The following is a 21289-nucleotide window of genomic DNA, read 5'->3' as shown; positions in this document are numbered from 1 at the left end:
TACGCAAACGGCGGCTGGGGCTATAGCCCGCTGACAGATTGTTGAACCGGGATCACCGCCATGCACGATATCAAGCTCATTCGCGACGATGCCGCCGCTTTCGACGCCGGCCTCGCACGGCGTGGCCTGGAGCCGCAATCGCCAGCCCTGCTCAAGCTCGACACCCAGCGCCGCGAAGCGCTCGGCCGTCAGCAAGAGGCCGAAACCGAGCGCAATGCCCTGTCCAAACTGGTCGGGCGCGCCAAGGCGAGCGGCGATGAGGCCGAGTTCAATCGTCTGCGCGGCGAAGTCGACCGGCTCAAGACCGTGCTCGAGGAAAGCAGCGAGCAGGCGAAGCACTTTGACGAAGCGCTGAACCAGCATCTCGCAGCTCTGCCCAATCTGCCCGAAGCCGATGTGCCGATGGGCAAGGATGAGAGCGACAACCAGGAAATCCGCCGCTGGGGTGAGCCCAAGCCGCTGGGTTTCAAGGCGAAAGACCATGTCGATCTCGGCGAGGGCCTCGGCCAGATGGATTTCGAGGCGGCTGCCGCCCTGTCCGGCGCGCGCTTTGTGGCGCTCAAGGGCGGTCTGGCGCGGCTGGAGCGCGCCCTGGCGCAATTCATGCTCGATCTGCACACCGGCGAGCATGGCTATACCGAAGTCAGCCCGCCTTATCTGGTGCGCGATGAGGCCATGTTCGGCACCGGCCAATTGCCCAAATTCGCTGATGATCTCTTCCGCACGACCGATGGCCGCTGGCTGATCCCGACAGCGGAAGTGCCGCTGACCAATCTCGCCCGCGATGCCATCCATGGCGAAGACGCGCTGCCGATGCGGATGACGGCGTATACGCCCTGTTTCCGGGCCGAGGCCGGGTCGGCCGGGCGCGATACGCGCGGCATGATCCGCATGCACCAGTTCCAGAAAGTGGAGATGGTCTCGCTGGTAAAGCCCGAAGACAGCGCCGCCGAGCTCGACCGCATGACCGGATGTGCCGAAAAAGTCCTGCAATTGCTGGAGCTTCCCTATCGGGTCATGCTGCTCTGCAATGGCGATATGGGCTTCTCCGCCAAGCGTACTTACGACCTCGAAGTCTGGCTGCCGAGCCAGGACAATTATCGCGAGATTTCTTCCTGCTCGAATTGCGGTGAGTTCCAGGCCCGCCGGATGAATGCGCGTTTCCGCAAGGAGGGCGAGAAGAAACCGGCCTTCCTGCACACGCTCAACGGTTCGGGCGTCGCGGTCGGACGGGCCATGCTCGCCGTGATGGAAAACCACCAGAATGAGGATGGTTCCATCACCATCCCGGCCGTGCTGCGCCCCTATATGGGCGGGCTGGAGCGGTTGGTGGCGTAAGCTTGCCGTTCGTCTGCCGCTGATCATCGGCTGGTCTGCCACTGGCTGTGGGTGGGGTATCCGTTCGTGAGCCGTTGGTTTTGCCCGGCTTTGCTGATAAGTGCAATAAAAACAGATATATGTCTTATTGTTGCGCCGGTTTCGGGCTCATTCCCCCGATTTCCCGCCTGCCGCGCCACGTTTCGTCCCGGTCAGTATAGGGGCGCTGCGCGGCAGGCGGATAAGCGGGGGCGGGCGCATCGCACGGCTCCCGCCTTAAACCTCATGCCAGCACTTCGCCACCGGGGCTCAACGCCGTCAAGGCGCTTGCTCGCTTCGCGGCGCCGAAGGCGGCCTTGACGGCGTTGAGCCCCGGTGGGCCACTCGCAGGCAAGAGATCTATGGGGTGGTGTAGGCGGGATGCTTCCCTGATTGGGCCTCATAAGACGCGGGAGATGGGACAGGTATGAAACGGTTATTCTATCTGATCGTTGAAGCCGCACGATCACTCGCCTTGTTCTATGGTCTCGCATTTCTTGTGGCGCTTGTGCTCGGTGTCCTTTTTGGCAATCCGATCTCGATCATTGTCCTTGCTGGTGAAGCGCTTGTTGCGACAGTTATTTTTTGCGTTCTGACGCTCTACCTTCCACTCCAGTTCACTCTGCGGACTCTCGGCGTAACGTCGCGGGCTGTCTTGCTAATTCTGCCGCTCGGCTTGGTGGTCAGTCTTGTGGTGGGGCTCATTGGCTACGCTTGGATCACGCAGGTCCCAATCAACGCAGAAGCTTGGCATGCATATTTGCGTTGGACGACGACGGTGATCCTGTTTCTCCCTCTCAACTACCGGATTGTCCTGAACCGGACGGCTCGCGTCACGCCGAGCGACCGTCTGGACTAGGCGATTACCCCTGCACCTTCGCATTGGCCCGTAGCCAAGGCTCCAGCATCTCGAAATCAAACCGCCCTTCATCATAACGCGGCAGCACGAACGCCATCAGCGCGTCCGCTGAGGCAGTCAACTCCACCCCGTTGAGCTGGAGGAAGACGTGCATCGCGTCCAGGGCGGTGCGCTTGTTTCCGTCGATGAAGGGGTGGTTCTGCGACAGGCTTTCCCACAGGGCCGCGGCTTCCTCGATCACATCGCGGTAGTAGCCTGATTGCGGGCGATGGAGCGCCGAGTCGAGCTGGCCGGGGTCGCGCAGGCCGTGGGCACCGCCGAAGCGCTCGATCTGGGCGGCGTGCAGGGCCAGCACATCGGCGGCGTCGAGGTATTCGCGTTTCACTCCGCGAGCTTCTTGTAGACGGCTTCGTATTTGGCGACCGAAGCCTCATGCAATTCCATGATCTGGGCGCGCCGGTCACCAGACTTGCGCGCCGCGAGGAGGGCCGAGACGGCTTCTTCGATCAGCGACTGGATCTGGCGGCCCTCGGTCTTTGCCTGAAGGCGCAATTCCGCGAGGATGGCGGCGTCCATCTGGGTCGCGAATTTTTCGCGCGGCTGGTCCATCCGATGTTCCTTTGGGTTCATTGCTCCATCAAGATGTATCATGATAGGTCTGATTTGTGGAGGGCCTCCCAAGGAGGCGCATCGGTTGCGCTCCCCCCACCGCACTCCAGGGCTGGCACGCCGCAACAATTGGGCTAGAAGCGTGCGACCTGACCGCCGCCATGAAAGCCTTGCCCCATGATCCCCAAAACCAATCCGCGTATCCTGCTGACCAATGATGATGGCGTGCATGCGCGCGGGCTGAAGGTTCTCGAGGCGATTGCGCGGGAATTGTCGGATGATGTCTGGATCGTGGCGCCGGCGCTGGAACAGTCGGGGGCCGGGCGCTCGCTCTCCCTGCACGCGCCGCTGCGCATTCGCCAGTTTGACGAGACGCGTTTCTCCGTCTCCGGCACGCCAACCGATGCGGTGCTGATCGGGGTGCAGGACCTGGTCAAGGGCAAGAAGCCTGATCTGATCCTGTCGGGTGTCAATCGCGGCCAGAATATCGCCGAGGACGTCACGTTTTCCGGCACCGTTGCCGGTGCCATGCAGGGCATGCAGCTGGGCATTCCTTCGGTGGCCCTGTCGCAGGCCTATGGCTTCAAGAAGGATGACCCGATCGAGTGGGACACCGCGCAGACCTTCGGCGCGCCGATCCTGCGGCGGCTGTTTGATCTGAAATGGCCGGACGATGTGCTGATCAATATCAATTTCCCGGACTGCAAGGTCGAGGACGTCAAGGAAGTCGAGGTCACCCGCCAGGGCCGGCGCGACCAGCATATCCTGCACGGCGAACGCCGTGTCGATCCGCGCGGCGAGGATTATTACTGGCTGGCCTTCAAGGGCCTGCTCTCCAATCCGCCCGAAGGCGTTGATCTGCGTGCCATTTATGAGGGCAAGATCTCGGTCACGCCGCTGCATATGGACCTCACCCATGGTGAAACCCTGGGCAAGCTCAAGCGCATGCTGGGCGGCGTCCCGCCGCGGAGCTGACACCCATGGCCGACGCGATGAAAATGCCCGATCCGCGCATGATCCAGCTGGTGATGTCGCTGCGCGGCGGCGGCGTCACCGATGCGCGTGTGATGGCGGCGATCGAGCGGACGCCGCGCGATATCTTCGTGCCGGAACGCTTCAGCGACCAGGCCTTTGATGACAGGGCCTTGCCGATCGATTGCGGCCAGACGATTTCCCAGCCGCTGATCGTGGCCCTGATGACCCAGGCGCTCAAACTCGATGATCGCTGCAAAGTGCTCGAGATCGGCACCGGTTCCGGCTATCAGGCCGCGGTCCTGTCGCGGCTGGCGCGCCGGGTCTATTCGGTCGAGCGCTACCGCACCCTGTCGAGGGAAGCCGAGGCGCGTTTCGAACGGATGCGGCTGACCAATATCACCACCCGCGTCGGCGATGGCACGCTGGGCTGGCCGGAACAGGCGCCGTTCGACCGCATCATCCTGACCGCTTCGGCGCCGGTGCGCCCCGACGCGATCCTGGCTCAGCTCAAGGATGGCGGCATCGCCATCGCCCCGGTCGACCGCGGCACCAAACAGGTGCTGGTGCGATATCAGCGCGAGGGCGATGAGTTGACGACCAGCGATATCATGGATGTCCGCTTTGTGCCGCTGGTGAAGGGCGAAGCGAAATCGCTTTGACGCCGGCCCCTGGCCCGTTCGACAACTTTCGCATTTTCCCGTGCATGGCTAACTGCTGGTTAAGTCTTCTCTGGCTTGATATCGCCGGAATGAATAGCCGGAGGTCCGTGTCGGGACGATGCGCTGGAGTGTTTTGATCTGCGTGATGGCGGCCCTGGGAGCAGGGCTGGCGGGGTGTTCATCGACGCCGCGGGAGCCTGCGCGCGTCGATTATCGTTCCGGTTCAGCCTATTCCGGCCCATCAGGCCCGGCGAGCGTTGCCTCCTCGGGGAGTTGCGGTTCGGGCGGTTATACAGTGCGCTCCGGCGACACGCTCTCGGAGATCGCCGAGCGCTGCAATGTCGCGATGGCCTCGCTGGCCAGCGCCAATAATCTGAGCCGTCCCTACACGCTGCGTCCGGGGCAGACCCTGTCGATGCCGCACCCGCCTGTACATGTGGTGCAGCGCGGCGAGAATCTCTACCGGATCGGGCTCCGTTACGACATTCCATTCCCGCAACTGGCCAGCCATAACGGCATTCCCGCGCCTTATGAGCTGGAAGTCGGACAATCCATCCAGTTGCCCTCGGGCGCAACTGTCGCCACCGCAGCGACCCGCGCACCGGCGCGAACAACCCGGCCGCCGGCGCGGACCCAGACTCCGCCGCCGCAATCGACCCTGCCGGCCACGCAGCAAGTCGCCAATTCTGCCGTGAGCTTTGACTGGCCGATCCGCGGCTCAATCCTGTCGGAGTTTGGCCGCAAACCGGATGGCAGCCGCAATGACGGGATCAATATCGAGGCCCGCGCGGGGGCCGAGGTGCGTGCTGCAGCGCCCGGCCAGGTCGTCTATGCCGGCTCGGAACTGGCCGGTTATGGCCAGCTCATCCTGCTGCGCCATGAGGGCGGCTTCGTGACCGCCTATGCCCATAACAGCCGGTTGATGGTGCGCGAAGGCGACCAGGTAACGCGCGGTCAGGTGATCGCGGCGGCCGGATCAAGCGGCACGGTCGAGATCGCCCAGGTGCATTTCGAGATCCGCCGCGGCGTCAATCCGGAAGACCCGATGCGCTATCTACGCTGAGTGCAGCAAGATTTCCTGCAGTCAGTCTTGTTGCAACGCGCCGTCGCCCCGATATAGTCCGCCCAAACTGAATTATACCTGCCCTCTATCCGGCGGCAGGTTGCCGGCAAGCGGAGCCCAGCATGAATCTCCAGACCATTCTCGAATCGCCGATCCCGATGCTCGTCCTGATGGGGCTTGTCTTCTACTTCCTGCTGTTCCGGCCGCAACAACAGCGGGCCAAGGCACATCGTGAGATGATTGAAGCCCTGAAGCGCGGCGATGTTGTCGTCACCCAGGGCGGCCTGGTCGGCAAGGTGGTCAAGGTCGAGGAGACTGAAGCGGTCATCGAGCTGTCCAAGGGTGTCGACGTTCGCCTGATCAAGCACACCATCGCCGATGTCCGTAACCGGACCGAGCCGAAGCCGGCCAATGATGCGGCCAATACCTGAACGCTCCTGCTGAACAAGGTTCGCCGTCATGCTGCAATTCGGGCGCTGGAAGCTCATTTCCATCTTTGCCATTATTATCCTGGGCGTGTTGTACACGCTTCCGAACCTGGTTCCGGAAGCCGATCGATACAGCATTAACGAGATCGACAATTCACGCGAACCGCGTGGAATCTGGCGCTATATTCCCAGCAGTACGGTGAATCTCGGCCTCGACTTGCAGGGCGGTTCGCACATCGTCTTCGAAGTGAATATGGCTGAGGTGCGCGCCGGACAGCTGGAAACGCTGGCCGCAGATGCGCGTCAGACGCTGCGCGGCGAGACTCCGCCTCTGCTGGCGCGCAGTGTTGCCGTGATCGGCGAAGAAGTTGTGGTTCTGATGGCGCGCCCGGATGACCGCGATGCCGCGTTCGAGCGCCTCTCCGAGCTGTCGCAGCCCGTCACGACCGCGCTGGGCCAGCCGGGCCTGGCCCAGACGCTGACCGTTCGCCGTGATCCTGGCGACGCCAATGCAATCCGCATCGCCGTGACGCCGGAGCAGTTGCTGGCGATCCGCAACCGGACCGTCACCCAGTCGATCGAAGTGATCCGGCGCCGGCTCGACGGGCTCGGTACCACAGATCCGACGATTGCCCGCCAGGGCGATACGCGGGTCCTGGTCCAGGTTCCCGGCGCCAGCGATCCTGATGCCATTATCGCCATTGTCGGGGCCCAGGCGAGCATGAGCTTCCATCTGGTCGATGAAACGATCGATCCGGGCCCCAATGGCCAGGCGCGCGTGCCGCCCGGCCGCACCATCTATCCGATGACCGACACCAATCCGGTGCAGTATCTCGCCGTCGAGACCGCCTCGCGGCTGACCGGTGAAAACCTCACCCAGGCCAATGTCACGACGCACCCCAATTATGTGGGTCCGGTGGTCGGCTTCCGTTTTGACACCCAGGGCGCGCTCGTGTTCGGGGACATGACGCGGTCCAATCGCGGCAAGCGTTTTGCTATTCTGCTCGATGGCGAGATCATCACCGCCCCGACCATTAATGAGCCGATCCTGTCGGGTTCCGGCGTAATTGGTGGCAGCTATAATTACGAGACCGCGCAACAACTGGTCGTCCTGCTCAATGCCGGCGCCCTGCCGGCCTCGCTGACTCCGGTTGAACAGCGCACCGTGCTTGCCAGCCTTGGTCAGGACCAGATCCAGAGCGGCCAGACGGCCGTGATGATCGGTTTCCTCGCCGTGATTATCTTCATGATCGCCGCCTACGGCGTGTTCGGCGTGTTCGCGACACTGGCGCTGCTGGTCAATGTCATCCTGATCATGGGCGGACTGTCGGGCATTGGCGCGACTCTGACCTTGCCGGGCATTGCCGGTATCATCCTGACAATCGGTATGGCGGTCGATGCCAATGTGCTGATCTATGAGCGTATCCGCGAGGAGAGCAAGCTTGGACGAACGCCGGCCAATGCGCTGCAAGCGGGCTATGAACGCGCTTTCTCGGCGATCTTTGACGCCAATATCACCACCTTTATCGCTGCTGCGGTGCTCTATCTGCTCGGCGCCGGTCCGGTGCGCGGCTTCGCGATTACCCTGGGCATTGGTATCATCACCTCGGTGTTCACCGCCTTTGTCTTCTCCCGCCTGCTGGCGGTTATCTGGTTGCGGGCCCTAAAGCCCAAGACCATGCCGTTGTAGGAGAGGTATTTCCATGTCACTCGCACTGATCAGATTTCTGCCCACCACAGGCAATGTCCCCTTCATCCAGATCCGGACCTGGGCGATCGCGTTTTCCGCCTTTCTGGTACTCGGTTCGCTGTTCGAATTTGCCAATGTCGGGATTAATTTCGGCATTGATTTCCGCGGCGGCATCCAGACCGAGGTTCGCACCGAAGGTCCGGCTGATGTCGAGGCGATGCGGACCGTCGTTGGCGATCTCGATCTGGGCGAACCTCGCATCCAGCAAACCGGCGATCCGCGTGAAGTGCTGATCTCCCTGCCATTGCAGCCGGGTGAAGGCCTGGAGGGCGAGGAAGCCCAGCAGGACGCGCGGCGGGCCCTGGAAGCGGCCCTTGAGACGAATTTCCCCGGTATCGAGCTGCGCGGCACGGATGTGATCGGCGGCGCGGTCTCCGGCGAGCTGGTCGTGAAGGGCGTCATGGCGATCACACTCGCCCTCTTCCTGATGCTGATCTATATCTGGTTCCAGTTCGAGTGGCAGTTCTCGGTCGGCGCCATCCTGGCCCTGACCCATGATGTTATCGCCACGGTGGGGATGTTCTCGGTCACCCAGATGACCTTCGATCTCGCGACGGTCGCGGCGATCCTGACGATTGTCGGTTATTCGATGAATGACACCGTGATCGTGTATGACCGAATCCGGGAGAATCTTCGCAAGTACAAGAAGATGCCTCTTGGCGAACTGCTGAATATGTCGATCAATGAGACCCTGTCCCGTACGATCCTGACCTCGTCGACCACGCTGGTGGCGCTGGTTTCGCTGTACATGATCGGTGGCGAAGCCCTGAAGAGCTTCTCCTTCGCGATGATCTGGGGCGTGGTGATCGGGACCTATTCCTCGATCTTCGTGGCGGCACCGCTGCTGCTCCTCGTCGGCGTCAAGCGTGAGAGCAGCGAAGACTGAGCCATACCCGAGCCGATTAACCGGGCTATCGCCAGACGCGAATTGCTGTAAATTCCCCAACAGAGACAATCTGTCCTGTCCTGGGGAGGAACATCATGCCTGCAATTCTGAGCAATCTGCGAACGACCGTCCATGTGTCGTTGCTGCTGACGATCATCTATATCGGCGCCTATATTTTCAGCGGCGCTATCCCGGTGAATGACGCGCTCTGGATGGGCGTCGCGCGGTGGACCCATGTCGTGTCCGGCATCATGTGGATCGGGCTGTTGTGGTATTTCAACTTCGTCCAGATCCCGAACATGCCGAATATTCCCGATGAGCAGAAACCGGCGATCGGCAAGGTCATCGCACCGGCGGCGCTGTTCTGGTTCCGATGGGGCGCGCTGGCGACGGTCGTGACCGGTCTCGCGGTGGCGGGTCTGAGAGGCTATACCGTTGAGGTGTTGAGCTTCGGCTTGGCGGCGGAAAACTACACGCCGCAGTACAGCTTCATCGGGATCGGCATGTGGATGGCGATCATCATGGCCTATAATGTCTGGTTCATTATCTGGCCAAACCAGAAGATCGCGCTGGGCCTTGTCGAGGCCGATGCCGAAGCCAAGCCGAAGGCAGCGCGCACGGCGATGCTGTTCTCGCGCACCAATACATTGCTCTCATTTCCAATGCTGGTCGCGATGGCAATGGCCCAGACCGTGTTTGGCTAGCGCCAGGCGCGTATGCAGTCATGGAGAAGGCCCGCCGGTTGTTCCGGCGGGCCTTTTTCATGGCGGGAATGACCGTCCGGCTCAGTCGAAGGCGAAGCTGGCATAGACGAGTGGCCGGAACATCGTCGAACTGCGCGGTTCAGGCCGGTTGGGGCCGGGCTGGATCTGGGTCATCAGGACGGCGGCGACGCCGGTATTCGGGCTGATGAAGAAGTCCGTGTCGAACAGACCGCTCCAGGAATAATCCCCGGTCACGCCGACCGCACTCTGGTCCCCGGTCGGGGACAGGGCCACGGCACCGCCCAGGGCAAAGCCGCGTGCGCCCCATTCGCCGCCGAGCTGCTCGGCGGGGACTTGCGGCGCGGTCATTTCATGCACGCTTTCAGGCGACAGGATACGCACTTCGCCGAGGGCGCCGTCATTGGCGAGCATCATCGCAAAACGGATATAGTCTGACGCTGTCGAGACCAGCCCGCCGCCGCCGGAGGGCCAGTCCGGATTGGCCTGGTCGAAGGGCACCATCGCGCCGGTCTCGTCATGGACATAAAGCGGCGACATGTCGGCCTCGTCGAAATCGACATCCTCATAGAAAAACCCGGTCGAACTCATGCCGAGTGGTTCGAACAGGCGGGTCTCCATGAAGTCCTCGAACGGCATGTCCGAGACAATTTCCACGACACGGCCGAGCACATCGATCGAATAGGAATAGATCCAGCGCGTGCCCGGATCGGTGTAGAGCGGCAGGGCGGCAAGCTGCTGCATCCGCGCCTCCAGATCGCCGCTGCCCGAATAGAGCGAGTTTTCCAGATAGAGGCGTCCAAGGTCGGTTTCGCTCTCAAAGATATAGCCCAGCCCGGCCGTATGGGTGAGCAGGTGACGGATCGTGATCGGACGGAGCGGGGCGCGGGTCTCGATGACACCGTCGGCATTGGCCATCGGGCTGACAGCGACCCGGACATCGCCAAACTCGGGAATATAGTCGGAGACGGGATCGTCCAGCCCGAGCTGGCCGGCCTCGACCAGCATCATCACCGCCACCGCCGTTACCGGCTTGGACATGGAGGCGATGCGGACCGGGCTGTCGATGGTGAAGGCTTCGCCGGTTTCCAGGTTGATCTCGCCAGCTTGCGAGACGAAGGCGACCTGGCTGCCGCGGGCAATGATGGCGGCATAGCCGGGGCGGGCGCCGGCGGCCGCCAGCGCGTCGAGCTGTTGGTCCAGCGCGGCCAGACCGGCCGGGTCAAAGCCCAGCGCGGCCGGGTTGTCTACCGGGGTAAAATCCGGCGGGGTAAAATCCGGGGCCGCGATGGCCGCCGTTTCAAGCGCAACCGGCGCGTCACTGACGGGCTGTGCCGCTGGACCCGGACTGCAGGCCGCCAGGCCCGCCAGGGCGAGCCCGGCCAGGAAGTCACGCAATGCCATGGTATTCCCCTCGGTAATTTTATCGATCAACCGAGGGGAAGCCTAAGGCGGGAAAGTCCGCTTGGCGAGATGCCGTGCAGACTATTTCGCGGCGGCCAGATTGGCGGCGGCAAACTCCCAGTTCACCAGATCGCTGAGGAAGGTCGCGATATAGTCCGGACGACGATTGCGGAAATCGACATAATAGGCGTGTTCCCAGACATCCATCGTCAGGAGCGGCGTCACGCCGGCCTCGCTGACCGGGGTTTCCGCATTGCCGGTCTTGCGGATTTCCAGCTTGCCGTCTTTCAGCACAAGCCAGGCCCAGCCGGAGCCGAACTGGGTTGCGCCGGCATTGGCGAAGGCGGTCTTGAAAGCGTCGAACGAGCCGAAATCACGGTCGATCATCGTGGCCAGTTCGCCGGTCGGGGCGCCGCCGCCCTTGGGCGTCATCGACTGCCAGTAGAAGGTGTGGTTCCAGACCTGGGCGGCATTGTTGAAAATGCCGGCCTTGTCGGCCTGGCCAGCGGTCGCCTTGACGACGTCTTCCAGCGACTTTCCGGCCAGTTCATGGCCGTCGAGAAGCTTGTTGAGATTGGTGACATAGGCGGCGTGGTGTTTGCCATGGTGGATGTCGAGGGTTTCGGAGGAGATATGCGGTGCGAGGGCGTCCTTGGCATAGGGCAGGTCGGGAAGGGTGAAGCTCATGGGTCTATCTCCGTATAATCGAGTGTGACAAAACAGGTGCGGGCGGCGCAGGCGAATGCGCTGCTCAATGATATGAGTGCATATGGGCCTCTGGCCACCAATGTCCACCGGAGGAGCGCATGAGCGCTGAGGATTTATCGGAGCTTTTGCAGCGTGCCGGCCCGGACCGGCGCCTGGCAGCGCTGTTCGCGCCGGCCGAGGCGCGCGCGCGCCTGTTGGCGCTCTATGCGTTCAATCACGAGATCGCGCGCATTGCGGATGCCACCAGCGAGAGCCTGATTGGCGAGATGAAACTGACCTGGTGGCATGATGCGGTCAGCGACCTCTATGGCGCGACGCCCAAGGTTCGACGGCATGATGTTACCGAGGCGCTGGCACCGCTGACGGGCCTGCTGCCACAGGCCGAATTGCTCGATCTGATCGATGCCCGTTTCGATGACGTCACCGCCGCGCCGCATGCCGATCTCGACGCATTGCTCGATTATGTCGACCGCACCTCCGCGCGGCTGATCCGCCTGGGGCTGACCCTGACGGGCGGCGAATTGCCCGAGCCGCAAATCCGTGACGCCGGCCGGGCCTGGGGGCTGACCGGTCTGCTGCGCGCCTTTGCCTGGCGTGCCCGTATCGGCCGCGCCCCGGTGGCCGGCGATTATCTCACCGAACTGGGCGGCAGCCCCGCCATGCTCGCGCAGGGCCTCGGCTCCGACAAGGCGAAAGCCGCGATCCAGCCGGTGCGCGCGATTGCGGAAGACGCCGCGCGCGGTTTCCGCGCTGCCGGCCCGCTGCCGGTCGAGGCTGTGCCCGTGGTTGGCTATGTCGCGCTGGCGCAATCCTATCTCAAACGTCTGCCAGACAATCCGTTCGAGGCGCCGGCCGAGCGCTCCCTGCTGGCACGGCAGGCGAGGCTCAGCTGGTTGTCTTTGACGGGCCGCTAGTTCGCGCCGTCGCCGATATGCTCGCCCAGGAAGCGTTCCAGCTCGGTGAGGACCTGTGTCCGCATCTCGACATTGGTCAGCCAGTGATCGCCATCTCGCATTTCGATGTAGTCGAGATCGGCCCGGTTGCGACGCAAGGCATCCCGCATGTCCCGGCTCTGCTCGATCGGTACGACGCTGTCATCGCGGCCGTGCATCAGGAGGATTGGGATCTGGATCTGTTGCGCATGGTGGACGGGCGAGACCGCCCGCAGACGGGCGGCGCGACGCCCCTCATCGACGCCGTGCATGACCTCATCCCAATAGGCGACGGTCCAGTGCAGATTGCCGTGGCGGTCGCGATCATAGCGGATCAGGCCCTGGAGGTCGGTGACGGGGGCGATGGCCACCGCGCAGCGATAGAGGTCCGGTGTGAAGCTCGCGCCGGCCAGGGCCGCATAGCCGCCATAGCTTGAGCCAACAATGCAGATCCGGTCCGGATCGGCGATATCGGCCTGGATCAGGGCGAGGGCACCGTCGCTGACATCATGCTGCATCAGGCCGGTGCCCCACTCGCCATAGCCCGCCACTTCCCACTCCCGGCCATAGCCGTCCGAGCCGCGGAATTCCGGCTGCAGCACGGCATAGCCACGCGAGGCGAGAAAATGCGCCTGATAGTCGAACCCGCCCGTGTCGCGGCTGGCCGGACCGCCATGGGGCAGTATGACCGTCGGGAAGGGGCCGTCGCCGTCCGGTGTCGTCAAATAGCCCGGTATCTGCGTGCCGTCGCGCGCCGGATAGTGGATGTGCTGGCGCGGGCGCAAACCGCCCAGTGCCAGATTGCCATAGGCACTGCCGATCGCTGTGACATTGCGGCTGGCGACATCATAGAGGTAATAGACACGCGGCTGATCCGCAGCCTCGGCGGAGACCACGTAGCGGGCGCGGTTGCGCGACCAGCTCTCGATCCGCACTGATTTGCCGCCAAAGCCGGCGTCGAGCATGGCCTGCTGGGCCGCGAGTTCCTCATCGAACCAGACATGCTCGTCAAACACGTCGCTATAGGCGATGCCGACGACCAGATTGGTGTAAGGGTCGGTGAGGACGGCGCCGATATCGTAATTATCATCGCGAAACAGCTGCCGCGTGATCTCGCCGGTTTCGAGCGAGACGGCATAGAGCCCGCTCGTGGTCGCCTGGTCCTGGCGGTTATAGGTCACCCGGATCGCCAGCGAGCCGTCCTCGACGAGGCCCCAGGCGGAATAGACCGGACGATCGGCATCATCCTCTTCGAGGATGGCCGTCCAGCCGCTCTCACCGCGCACCATGATGCGCTGGGTGTTACGGGCATTGGAATACTCGACCCGTGCCACGGCTGCACCATTGCGGTCGATGATCCAGTCGCGGGTAATATTGCTGCCGCCGGCCTCGACCCGTGAGCCCCGCCGGGAGGGGTCTGCGGCCAGCAGGTCATAATTCCCGCCTTCATCCCAGGCGGGGATCAGCACATAGCCATCCTCGGCGCTAATGCCGAGCATGCGGCCGAGCCGGAAATTGACCCCGGTCCGGCGTGAGCCGCGCAGCAATTGGCGAAATTCAAGCCCGTCATCAATGTCGAAGGCGAGCACGGCGGAAACATCGACAACGCCGCGAACCCGCTGGGTATTGGTCGCTTCGCTGGCCGAGACCAGCAGGGTGTTGTCATTGGCCCAGAGCATGGATTCCGGCCGGATTTCGCTGACATTGGCGAGCAGGTCCTCGCCGCCCGCCAACGGACGCACGACGAGGATGCGGCGTCCCTCAAAATTGCCCAGAAAGGCGATCCGCTGGCCATCCGGTGACAGGGTCACCATGTCCATATTCGGCATTTGCGCGAACAGTTCGAGCGCGGGTGGCGTCCCGGCCTGGGCCGCGCTATCGCCACAGGCGAAGAGGGCGGCCGCAAGGCCAGCCAAAGCTGATCTGAACATGTGTCTCCCCCGATCTTGCCGGGAGTTCACACGCTTTGATCGGCTATTTCAAGTTGAAATGAGGGCGGTTATCCCAGCCACGCCGCCAGGTCATCCAGCGCCCGTGCCGACATCGCGGTCTTGCGCGCCGGCGTCTTGGCCTTGCCGCGAATGCGATTGCCGTCTGCGTCTTGTGTGGGCTGGGTGATGGGCGGGAAGAGGCCGAAATTGACATTCATCGGCTGGAAACTGCCCTTGCCGGCATCGAGATGGCCGCCGGTGATGTGGCGGATCAGCGCGCCCATGGCGGTGGTTTCAGGGGGCGGTGCCAGTGTCGTGCCGAGACGTTCGGCCGCCGCATAGCGCCCGGCGAGCAAGCCCATCGAGGCGCTTTCAACATAGCCTTCGACGCCGATCAATTGCCCGGCAAAGCGCAGGCGCGGCTGGGATTTCAGGCGTAGCTGATCATCGAGCAGGCGTGGCGAGTTGAGGAATGTATTGCGATGAATGCCGCCGAGACGGGCAAATTGCGCGTCCTCCAGGCCGGGAATGAGTCGGAAGATCTCGGTCTGGACGCCGTATTTCAGCTTGGTCTGGAAACCGACCATGTTGAACAAGGTGCCCAGCGCATTGTCCTGGCGCAATTGCACGATGGCATAGGCCTTGACGGTGGGATTGTGCGGATTGGTCAACCCGACCGGTTTCATCGGTCCATGACGCAAGGTCTCGCGGCCACGTTCGGCCATCACCTCGATCGGCAGGCAGCCTTCGAAATAGGGCGTGCCTTCCCATTCCTTGAATTCGGTCTTCTCGCCGGCGATCAGCGCGTCGATGAAGGCGTCATACTGGTCCTTGTCCATCGGACAATTGAGATAGGCGGTCTGGTCGGCCAGCGTCTCGCCCTTGTCATAGCGCGACTGGAACCAGGCCTTGTCCATATTGACGCTGTCACGATGGATCACCGGCGCGATGGCGTCGAAGAAGGCGAGCTCGTCTTCGCCGGTCTCTTTCAGGATGGCCTCGGACAGGCTTTGCGAGGTCAAGGGCCCGGTCGCGATGATGACGCTGTCCCAATCGGCCGGCGGCAGACCGGTGATCTCCTCGCGCGAAATCGTCACCAGCGGATGCTCGCTCAGGCGTTTGGTGACGGCAGCAGAAAAGGCGTCGCGGTCAACGGCGAGGGCGCCGCCGGCCGGCAGGCGATGATTATCGCCCTCGGCCAGGATGATGGAATTGCAGCGCCGCATCTCTTCGTGCAACAGGCCGACCGCATTGGTCTTGGCATCATCGGAGCGGAAGGAGTTGGAACACACCAGCTCGGCCAGCCCGTCCGTCTTGTGAGCCTCGGTCTCTTTGACGCCGCGCATCTCGTGGAGGATCACCGGCACGCCTTGCGAGACAAGTTGCCAGGCCGCTTCGGAGCCGGCCATGCCGCCGCCGATGATGTGAACAGGTTTGAGAGCGCTTTGAGTCATGCGCGGCATATCGAGCCGGGCGCGGGGCAAGTCAAGCGGTAGGGGGCAGTCTAACGCCAATCTCCGGACGCCTCGCTGCAGCGCAGAACTTGCCTTCACGCCCTGTCGCGTCCAGATCGGGGGCCTTGAACGCAAACCCCGTCTGCGGAGACCGGCATGAGCAATCCATCCAGCCCGACACCTTCTGCGGCGCCTGTCCCGATCCTGCGCAGCGTCATGGCCGCCTATGCCTTCCTGATCTCGCATTGGCAGCGTGCCCTTCTGGCGGCGGCGCCCTATACGCTGGCCTATGCGGCACAGCTCGTGCTGATGCAGTCGCTCGGCGGCCCGACAGGCAATCCGGTGCTGGCGATGGGGATGTTCCTGCTCTCCCTGGTGACGGTGGTCGCCAGCCTGGCGCTGTCGGCGGCCTGTCTGCGCATGGCGGTGCTGGGCGATTATAGCGGCTGGCATTCACTCAAGGCCGGCGCCGATGAGGGGCGAATTTTCATCGTCAGCCTTCTGGTCGCGGCCTTGACCCTGCTGGTCTTCATCATGGCCTTCATGTTCTGGGCCGTTGTGCTCGGTTCGATCGCCGCCGGGGCGATGAGCCGCGCCGGGATTGATCCGGAAGCGGAGGGGCTCGAGCTGGCCGATGCCATGGCTTATCTCGGTACCGCTGACTGGGTTGTCGCCGGCGTGGTCGGACTGGCGGCCGCAGCGCTGTTGATCTGGCTGTCGGCGCGCCTGGCGCTGGCGCTTCCGGCGACGATCGCGAATCGCAAGATCATGGTTTTGAGCGCCTGGTCGTTGAGCAATGGCAATGCCGCGCGGATCGCTGCGGCCCTGCTTTTGACCGGTCTGCCGCTTCTGGTGCTGGAATTGGGCCTGTATGAGCTGATCTGCGCCATTCTCGGTTCGCGGCCACTCTATCTGGCCGTGCCGGTCGGTGCCGAGCAGATCAATGCGCCCGCCCTGGCCGCCGCCGAGGAATATTTGCGCTGGAACGGCTTGATGGCCTTCATCAATGTGCCTGTTTTCTCAGGGCTTTACGCCTATATCTACCGTAATCGAACCGCCGCTGCCGCGACAGGGGACCGCTCCGGCTAGCATCCCTCTGGCATTCGGTCGCCAATCCGTCATGATGAACGGATAAAGCAGCACAGGCTGTAAAAAAGGGGATCGATATGACTGGCAAGGCTTTCGATATCGGGGACGGTATCTTCTTCTTCTTCAAGCGCTTTGGCGCAAATCCGCTGGGCGTGATCTGGATTGCGGTCTGTCAGGCCCTGGTGGTCGGCGCGCTTGCCGCATTGGCGATCATGCTGCTCGGCCCCTTCTATCTAGGCCTGTTCGACCTGGTGGCGCAGGAGGCCGGCGGCACTCTGTCGGAATCGCAGATGGAGCGCGAAGTGCTGACCCTGATCGGTCCCTTCCTCGCTTCCATGCCCCTGATTGCGCTGCTGGGCATTGTCTCGGCGCTGATGTTCCAGGCGGCCTGGCTGCGCTTTTTGACCCGCGGCGAGATCGCGGCGGTCATTCCGTTCCGCTTCGGCGGCGATGAATTGCGCCTGCTGGGCGTCAATCTCCTCTATTTCGTCGTCGGTATTGCGGCCTATCTCGGCATCGCCCTGGCCGCCGGCGTGGTTGCGCTTCTGGCCGCCGGCGTCTTCGCCGGCAGTGACGGCTCGATGGCGGGCGGGCTGGCGACCGGTCTGATCGTCTTCCTCGGCGTGCTGGTGATTGCCATCATGGTCATTGTCTTCTGTATCCGTCTGGCTTCGGCTCCAGCGCTGACCCTGGTCGATCGCCGTGTCCGCTTCTTCGAAAGCTGGACCGCCAGCAAGGGTGTGTTCTGGCCGATGGCGCTGAGCTATCTGGTGGTGGTCGGGCTGATCCTCGTGCTCTCGACCATTCTGGGCGGCTTGATCCAGCTGGTCTTTTTCGGCGCCCTCCTGCCGGTTTTCATGGAGTTCGCGATGATGGCCGAGGGCAATGGGGATGTCTCACCAGACGAGGTGATCGCTATGCTGCAGGGCATGCTGGGTAATCCGGCGGTCATGACGGGGCTCATCACCGGAGCGGTGCTGGGCTATGCGATGCAGATCACCTTTGAGGGCATGTGGCACGGTGTCGGCGCCTATAATGCCGTGCGCTACCGCGCCGATGGCGGAGCGGAGGAGACCGACTCGCCGGTCCTCACCGCCGATCATCCGGCCGGTGCCTCGCCCAGCGAAGGCTGACCCCGGACGGCAGGTGCAACAGGCAGGCGGCCCGTCGGATTTCCGGCGGGCCGCTTTGCTTTGTCGCGCCCGGGCGGCAACGGGCAGTCGCTGGCGCCTGGGCGGCGCGTATGGGGCCAGCATCCAGCCCGGTCTGAACAGCGGTGGAGGTGATCGTCGGCCGGGTGGTTATGCTGTTGACGCAGTTGATGGTGCTGAGTCCCGCCGCCTATACCGCGCGGCGGCATGCCGGGCTGAGCCAGCCCATCGACTGGCGACTAAACCGCCGCCGCCTTGCGCCGCGCTTTTTCCTTCTCCAGCATCGGCGCCAGATAGCGGCCGGTCCAGCTGGCCTCGACTTTCGCTACCGTTTCAGGCGTGCCGACCGCGACGATCTCGCCGCCGCCATCGCCGCCTTCGGGGCCAAGGTCAATCAGCCAGTCGGCGGTCTTGATGACGTCGAGATTATGCTCGATCACCACGACCGTATTGCCGGTCTCGACCAGCTCGTGCAGCACTTCGAGCAGTTTGCGGATATCCTCGAAATGCAGGCCGGTGGTCGGCTCGTCGAGGATGTAGAGCGTCTTGCCGGTGGCGCGCTTGGCCAGCTCCTTGGAGAGCTTGACGCGCTGGGCTTCGCCGCCGGAGAGCTGGGTCGCCGGCTGGCCGATCTTGATATAGCCGAGGCCGACGCGCTTGAGCGTTTCCATCTTGTCGCGCACGGCGGGCACGGCCTTGAAGAAATCGGCACCTTCCTCGACCGTCATGTCGAGCACGTCGGCGATGGATTTGCCCTTGAACTTGACCTCCAGCGTCTCGCGATTGAAGCGGGCGCCATGGCAGACATCGCAGGGCACATAGACGTCGGGCAGGAAGTGCATCTCGATCTTCACCACACCATCGCCCTGGCAGGCCTCGCAGCGCCCGCCCTTGACGTTGAAGGAGAAACGGCCGGGCTTGTAGCCGCGGGTTTTCGAGTCCGGGAGCTGGGCAAACCATTCGCGGATCGGGGTGAAGGCGCCGGTATAGGTGGCCGGATTGGAGCGCGGCGTGCGCCCGATCGGCGACTGGTCGATATCGATAATCTTGTCGAGCTGATCCAGCCCCTCAACGCGCTCATGCGGGCCCGGCACGGTCTGGGCCTTGTTGAGCTTGCGGGCGGCGGCCTTGTAGAGCGTCTCGATGGTCAGGGTCGACTTGCCGCCGCCGGACACGCCGGTGATGCAGGTCATCACGCCGAGCGGGAAATCGGCGGTGACTTTCTTGAGATTATTGCCGGTGGCGTCGACGACGCGGATGGTGCGTTTCCTGTCGATCTTGCGTCGCTTGACCGGGATCTCGATCCGGCGCGTACCGCGTAGATACTGGCCGGTCAGGCTGGCCTCGCTGGCGAGAATATCGGCGGGTGTGCCCTCGGCGATGATCTCGCCGCCATGAACGCCGGCCGCCGGCCCTAGATCGACGACGTGATCGGCGGTCAGGATGGCTTCCTCGTCATGCTCGACGATGATCACCGTATTGCCCAGATCACGCAGGCCGCGCAGGCTTTCCAACAGGCGGGTATTGTCGCGCTGGTGCAGGCCGATGGAGGGCTCGTCGAGCACATAGAGCACGCCGGTCAGGCCGGAGCCGATCTGGCTGGCCAGGCGGATACGCTGGCTCTCGCCGCCGGACAAAGTGCCGGAGGCGCGGTCGAGGGTGAGATAATCGAGCCCGACATCGACGAGGAATTTCAGCCGCTCGCGGATCTCTTTCAGGATACGCTCCGCGATCTGCTGGTCCTTGGCCGACAGGGTTTTCTCGATGGCACCAAACCAGTCACGCGCGACGCGGATCGGCATGGTGCCGGTCTGGGCGATGTCATGGTCGGCGATCTTGACGCACAGCGCTTCCGGCTTCAGGCGGCGGCCATGGCAGGTCTCGCAGGGCTGGGAGGACTGGAAGCGCCCGAGATCCTCGCGCACCCAGCTTGAATCGGTCTCGCGCCAGCGCCGCTCCAGATTGGGGATGACGCCCTCGAAGGGCTTCTTTGTCTCGAACTTCCTGAGACCATCCTCATAGACGAATGCGATATCGTCCCTGGTGCCGTAGAGGATGACCTTGCGGAAATCCTCCGGCAGTTCGCGCCAGGGTTTGAACATGTCGCCGCCGAAATGTGTCGCCAACGCCTGCAGGGTCTGCTGGTAAAGCTTTGAGGTGGCACGGCTCCAGGGCGCGATGGCGCCGTCAGTCAGAGACTTGTCACGGTCAGGGGCGACGAGATCCTCGTCAAATTTGAGCGACTGGCCCAGCCCGTCACAGGCCGGGCAGGCCCCGAAGGGATTATTGAAGGAAAACAGGCGCGGCTCGATCTCGGCAATGGTGAAGCCGGAAACGGGGCAGGCGAATTTTTGCGAGAAGATCAGCCGTTCCGCTTCGCCTGTCTCTTCATTGATATCGGCAAATTCGGCAATCGCCAGACCGTCGGCCAGGCGCAGCGCCGTTTCCAGACTGTCGGCGAGGCGGTCTTGCAAGCCCGGCTTGATCACCAGACGGTCGACCACGACATCGATATCGTGCTTGAACTTCTTGTCGAGGGTTGGCGCTTCTTCCAGCGTATAGAACTCGCCATTCACCTTGACGCGCTGGAAACCGGCCTTCAGCCATTCGGCGAATTCCTTGCGGTATTCACCCTTGCGTCCGCGCACAACGGGCGCCAGCAGATAGAGCCGCGCGCCATCCTCCAGCGCCATCAGCTTGTCGACCATCTGGCTGACCGTCTGACTGCGGATCGGCAGGCCGGTGGCCGGCGAATAGGGCACGCCGACGCGGGCCCAGAGCAGCCGCATATAATCATAGATTTCGGTGACGGTGCCGACCGTGGAACGCGGATTTTTCGAGGTCGTCTTCTGCTCGATCGAAATCGCCGGTGACAGGCCCTCGATCGAATCCATGTCCGGCTTCGACATCAGCTCGAGGAATTGGCGCGCATAGGCTGACAGGCTCTCGACATAGCGCCGCTGGCCCTCGGCATAGATGGTGTCAAACGCCAAAGACGACTTGCCCGAGCCTGACAGGCCGGTGAAGACGATCAGCTTGTCGCGCGGCAGATCCACCGAGACATTCTTGAGATTATGTTCGCGCGCACCGCGCACGCGGATCGTATCGAGGGCCATGAAATGTCTTTCGTCTGCCAAATCGCGGGTAGAACTGGTCGCCGGCGGGACCGGTCAAGGCTGGAATCGTGCTGAACATTTAGAGAACAAGCCGCGCGGCGTCCAGCAGCGCGATGCAAGTCTGCTGACACCATGTAGGCAGGAAGTCGGTGTGGGCAAGCGCTGCCGGTCCTGGAACGCAGCGTCGGTCCGCTGTC

At 63.1% G+C, this 21289-nt stretch carries 19 protein-coding genes; 12 read left to right on the top strand and 7 right to left on the bottom strand.

The window, feature by feature from the left end:
- Nucleotides 1-60 precede the first annotated feature (60 nt).
- Both serS and ACN0YJ_RS10395 read left to right on the top strand, forming a co-directional pair.
- Nucleotides 61-1338 (top strand): serine--tRNA ligase, encoded by a 1278-nt coding sequence (serS, locus tag ACN0YJ_RS10400; protein ID WP_417496151.1) that lies wholly within the window; start codon nt 61-63, stop codon nt 1336-1338.
- Nucleotides 1339-1783: 445 nt separating this feature from the next.
- Nucleotides 1784-2215, top strand: coding sequence for a hypothetical protein (locus tag ACN0YJ_RS10395; RefSeq protein WP_417496150.1), 432 nt, complete (start codon nt 1784-1786; stop codon nt 2213-2215).
- Between the two features lie 4 nt (nt 2216-2219).
- Here ACN0YJ_RS10395 and ACN0YJ_RS10390 read toward each other — a convergent pair whose 3' ends face one another.
- Nucleotides 2220-2600 (bottom strand): type II toxin-antitoxin system death-on-curing family toxin, encoded by a 381-nt coding sequence (locus tag ACN0YJ_RS10390; RefSeq protein WP_417496149.1) that lies wholly within the window; start codon nt 2598-2600, stop codon nt 2220-2222.
- Nucleotides 2597-2824, bottom strand: a complete 228-nt coding sequence (locus tag ACN0YJ_RS10385) for a hypothetical protein (RefSeq protein WP_417496148.1) — start codon at nt 2822-2824, stop codon at nt 2597-2599. The genes ACN0YJ_RS10390 and ACN0YJ_RS10385 overlap by 4 nt, the downstream gene beginning before the upstream one ends.
- Nucleotides 2825-3001: 177 nt before the next feature.
- Between ACN0YJ_RS10385 and surE the strand changes: the two genes are divergently transcribed.
- The 7 genes from surE (at nt 3002) to ACN0YJ_RS10350 (ending at nt 9289) form a co-directional block, all read left to right on the top strand.
- Complete coding sequence (surE, locus tag ACN0YJ_RS10380) at nt 3002-3799, top strand: 5'/3'-nucleotidase SurE (RefSeq protein ID WP_417496147.1); 798 nt, start codon at nt 3002-3004, stop codon at nt 3797-3799.
- 17 nt (nt 3800-3816) lie between these two features.
- Nucleotides 3817-4458 carry a protein-L-isoaspartate(D-aspartate) O-methyltransferase gene (locus ACN0YJ_RS10375; protein WP_417496171.1) on the top strand — a complete coding sequence of 214 codons (642 nt, stop codon included), beginning with the start codon at nt 3817-3819 and terminating at the stop codon, nt 4456-4458.
- Nucleotides 4459-4603: 145 nt separating this feature from the next.
- Entirely contained in the window at nt 4604-5521 is a 918-nt protein-coding gene (locus tag ACN0YJ_RS10370) for a LysM peptidoglycan-binding domain-containing protein (protein WP_417477798.1), read from the top strand.
- A gap of 122 nt (nt 5522-5643) precedes the next feature.
- A complete protein-coding gene (gene yajC / locus ACN0YJ_RS10365; RefSeq protein WP_417496146.1) occupies nt 5644-5952 on the top strand; it encodes a preprotein translocase subunit YajC in 309 nt (102 codons plus the stop codon).
- Between the two features lie 28 nt (nt 5953-5980).
- Nucleotides 5981-7639: a protein translocase subunit SecD gene (gene secD / locus ACN0YJ_RS10360; RefSeq protein ID WP_417496145.1), complete on the top strand. Its 1659-nt coding sequence runs from the start codon at nt 5981-5983 to the stop codon at nt 7637-7639.
- A gap of 13 nt (nt 7640-7652) precedes the next feature.
- Nucleotides 7653-8585, top strand: a complete 933-nt coding sequence (secF, locus tag ACN0YJ_RS10355) for a protein translocase subunit SecF (protein WP_417496144.1) — start codon at nt 7653-7655, stop codon at nt 8583-8585.
- A gap of 95 nt (nt 8586-8680) precedes the next feature.
- Complete coding sequence (locus ACN0YJ_RS10350; protein WP_417477801.1) at nt 8681-9289, top strand: urate hydroxylase PuuD; 609 nt, start codon at nt 8681-8683, stop codon at nt 9287-9289.
- 81 nt (nt 9290-9370) lie between these two features.
- On the opposite strand, the gene ACN0YJ_RS10345 is transcribed toward ACN0YJ_RS10350, so the two are convergent.
- Entirely contained in the window at nt 9371-10711 is a 1341-nt protein-coding gene (locus tag ACN0YJ_RS10345) for a serine hydrolase domain-containing protein (RefSeq protein ID WP_417496143.1), read from the bottom strand.
- Between the two features lie 81 nt (nt 10712-10792).
- Complete coding sequence (locus tag ACN0YJ_RS10340; RefSeq protein WP_417496142.1) at nt 10793-11398, bottom strand: superoxide dismutase; 606 nt, start codon at nt 11396-11398, stop codon at nt 10793-10795.
- 119 nt (nt 11399-11517) lie between these two features.
- Here ACN0YJ_RS10340 and ACN0YJ_RS10335 point away from each other — a divergent pair, with 119 nt between their 5' ends.
- A complete protein-coding gene (locus ACN0YJ_RS10335) occupies nt 11518-12333 on the top strand; it encodes a squalene/phytoene synthase family protein (RefSeq protein ID WP_417496141.1) in 816 nt (271 codons plus the stop codon).
- Here the strand turns inward: ACN0YJ_RS10335 and ACN0YJ_RS10330 are convergent.
- Nucleotides 12330-14282: an alpha/beta fold hydrolase gene (locus ACN0YJ_RS10330; protein WP_417477805.1), complete on the bottom strand. Its 1953-nt coding sequence runs from the start codon at nt 14280-14282 to the stop codon at nt 12330-12332. The genes ACN0YJ_RS10335 and ACN0YJ_RS10330 overlap by 4 nt on opposite strands.
- Nucleotides 14283-14350: 68 nt before the next feature.
- Nucleotides 14351-15745, bottom strand: a complete 1395-nt coding sequence (gene trmFO, locus ACN0YJ_RS10325) for a methylenetetrahydrofolate--tRNA-(uracil(54)-C(5))-methyltransferase (FADH(2)-oxidizing) TrmFO (protein ID WP_417496140.1) — start codon at nt 15743-15745, stop codon at nt 14351-14353.
- 147 nt (nt 15746-15892) lie between these two features.
- Here trmFO and ACN0YJ_RS10320 point away from each other — a divergent pair, with 147 nt between their 5' ends.
- Complete coding sequence (locus ACN0YJ_RS10320; protein ID WP_417496139.1) at nt 15893-16825, top strand: hypothetical protein; 933 nt, start codon at nt 15893-15895, stop codon at nt 16823-16825.
- Nucleotides 16826-16902: 77 nt separating this feature from the next.
- Nucleotides 16903-17958, top strand: a complete 1056-nt coding sequence (locus ACN0YJ_RS10315) for a hypothetical protein (RefSeq protein WP_417496138.1) — start codon at nt 16903-16905, stop codon at nt 17956-17958.
- 257 nt (nt 17959-18215) lie between these two features.
- Here ACN0YJ_RS10315 and uvrA read toward each other — a convergent pair whose 3' ends face one another.
- A complete protein-coding gene (uvrA, locus tag ACN0YJ_RS10310) occupies nt 18216-21092 on the bottom strand; it encodes an excinuclease ABC subunit UvrA (protein ID WP_417477809.1) in 2877 nt (958 codons plus the stop codon).
- Nucleotides 21093-21289 lie beyond the last annotated feature (197 nt).

Origin of the sequence: Maricaulis sp., assembly GCF_048270095.1 — a bacterium.
Lineage (GTDB): Bacteria > Pseudomonadota > Alphaproteobacteria > Caulobacterales > Maricaulaceae > Maricaulis.
The sequence above is the reverse complement of the archived record's forward strand: the minus strand, read 5'-3'. Positions and strand labels throughout refer to the sequence as shown.

Bases quoted from the DNA above. Each gene is read 5' to 3' on its own strand.
- serS (WP_417496151.1), top strand. From the start codon at position 61: ATGCACGATATCAAGCTCATTCGCGACGATGCCGCCGCTTTCGACGCC.
- ACN0YJ_RS10395 (WP_417496150.1), top strand. From the start codon at position 1,784: ATGAAACGGTTATTCTATCTGATCGTTGAAGCCGCACGATCACTCGCC.
- ACN0YJ_RS10385 (WP_417496148.1), bottom strand. From the start codon at position 2,824: ATGGACCAGCCGCGCGAAAAATTCGCGACCCAGATGGACGCCGCCATC.
- surE (WP_417496147.1), top strand. From the start codon at position 3,002: ATGATCCCCAAAACCAATCCGCGTATCCTGCTGACCAATGATGATGGC.
- ACN0YJ_RS10375 (WP_417496171.1), top strand. From the start codon at position 3,817: ATGAAAATGCCCGATCCGCGCATGATCCAGCTGGTGATGTCGCTGCGC.
- ACN0YJ_RS10370 (WP_417477798.1), top strand. From the start codon at position 4,604: ATGGCGGCCCTGGGAGCAGGGCTGGCGGGGTGTTCATCGACGCCGCGG.
- yajC (WP_417496146.1), top strand. From the start codon at position 5,644: ATGAATCTCCAGACCATTCTCGAATCGCCGATCCCGATGCTCGTCCTG.
- secD (WP_417496145.1), top strand. From the start codon at position 5,981: ATGCTGCAATTCGGGCGCTGGAAGCTCATTTCCATCTTTGCCATTATT.
- secF (WP_417496144.1), top strand. From the start codon at position 7,653: ATGTCACTCGCACTGATCAGATTTCTGCCCACCACAGGCAATGTCCCC.
- ACN0YJ_RS10350 (WP_417477801.1), top strand. From the start codon at position 8,681: ATGCCTGCAATTCTGAGCAATCTGCGAACGACCGTCCATGTGTCGTTG.
- ACN0YJ_RS10345 (WP_417496143.1), bottom strand. From the start codon at position 10,711: ATGGCATTGCGTGACTTCCTGGCCGGGCTCGCCCTGGCGGGCCTGGCG.
- ACN0YJ_RS10340 (WP_417496142.1), bottom strand. From the start codon at position 11,398: ATGAGCTTCACCCTTCCCGACCTGCCCTATGCCAAGGACGCCCTCGCA.
- ACN0YJ_RS10335 (WP_417496141.1), top strand. From the start codon at position 11,518: ATGAGCGCTGAGGATTTATCGGAGCTTTTGCAGCGTGCCGGCCCGGAC.
- ACN0YJ_RS10330 (WP_417477805.1), bottom strand. From the start codon at position 14,282: ATGTTCAGATCAGCTTTGGCTGGCCTTGCGGCCGCCCTCTTCGCCTGT.
- trmFO (WP_417496140.1), bottom strand. From the start codon at position 15,745: ATGCCGCGCATGACTCAAAGCGCTCTCAAACCTGTTCACATCATCGGC.
- ACN0YJ_RS10320 (WP_417496139.1), top strand. From the start codon at position 15,893: ATGAGCAATCCATCCAGCCCGACACCTTCTGCGGCGCCTGTCCCGATC.
- ACN0YJ_RS10315 (WP_417496138.1), top strand. From the start codon at position 16,903: ATGACTGGCAAGGCTTTCGATATCGGGGACGGTATCTTCTTCTTCTTC.
- uvrA (WP_417477809.1), bottom strand. From the start codon at position 21,092: ATGGCCCTCGATACGATCCGCGTGCGCGGTGCGCGCGAACATAATCTC.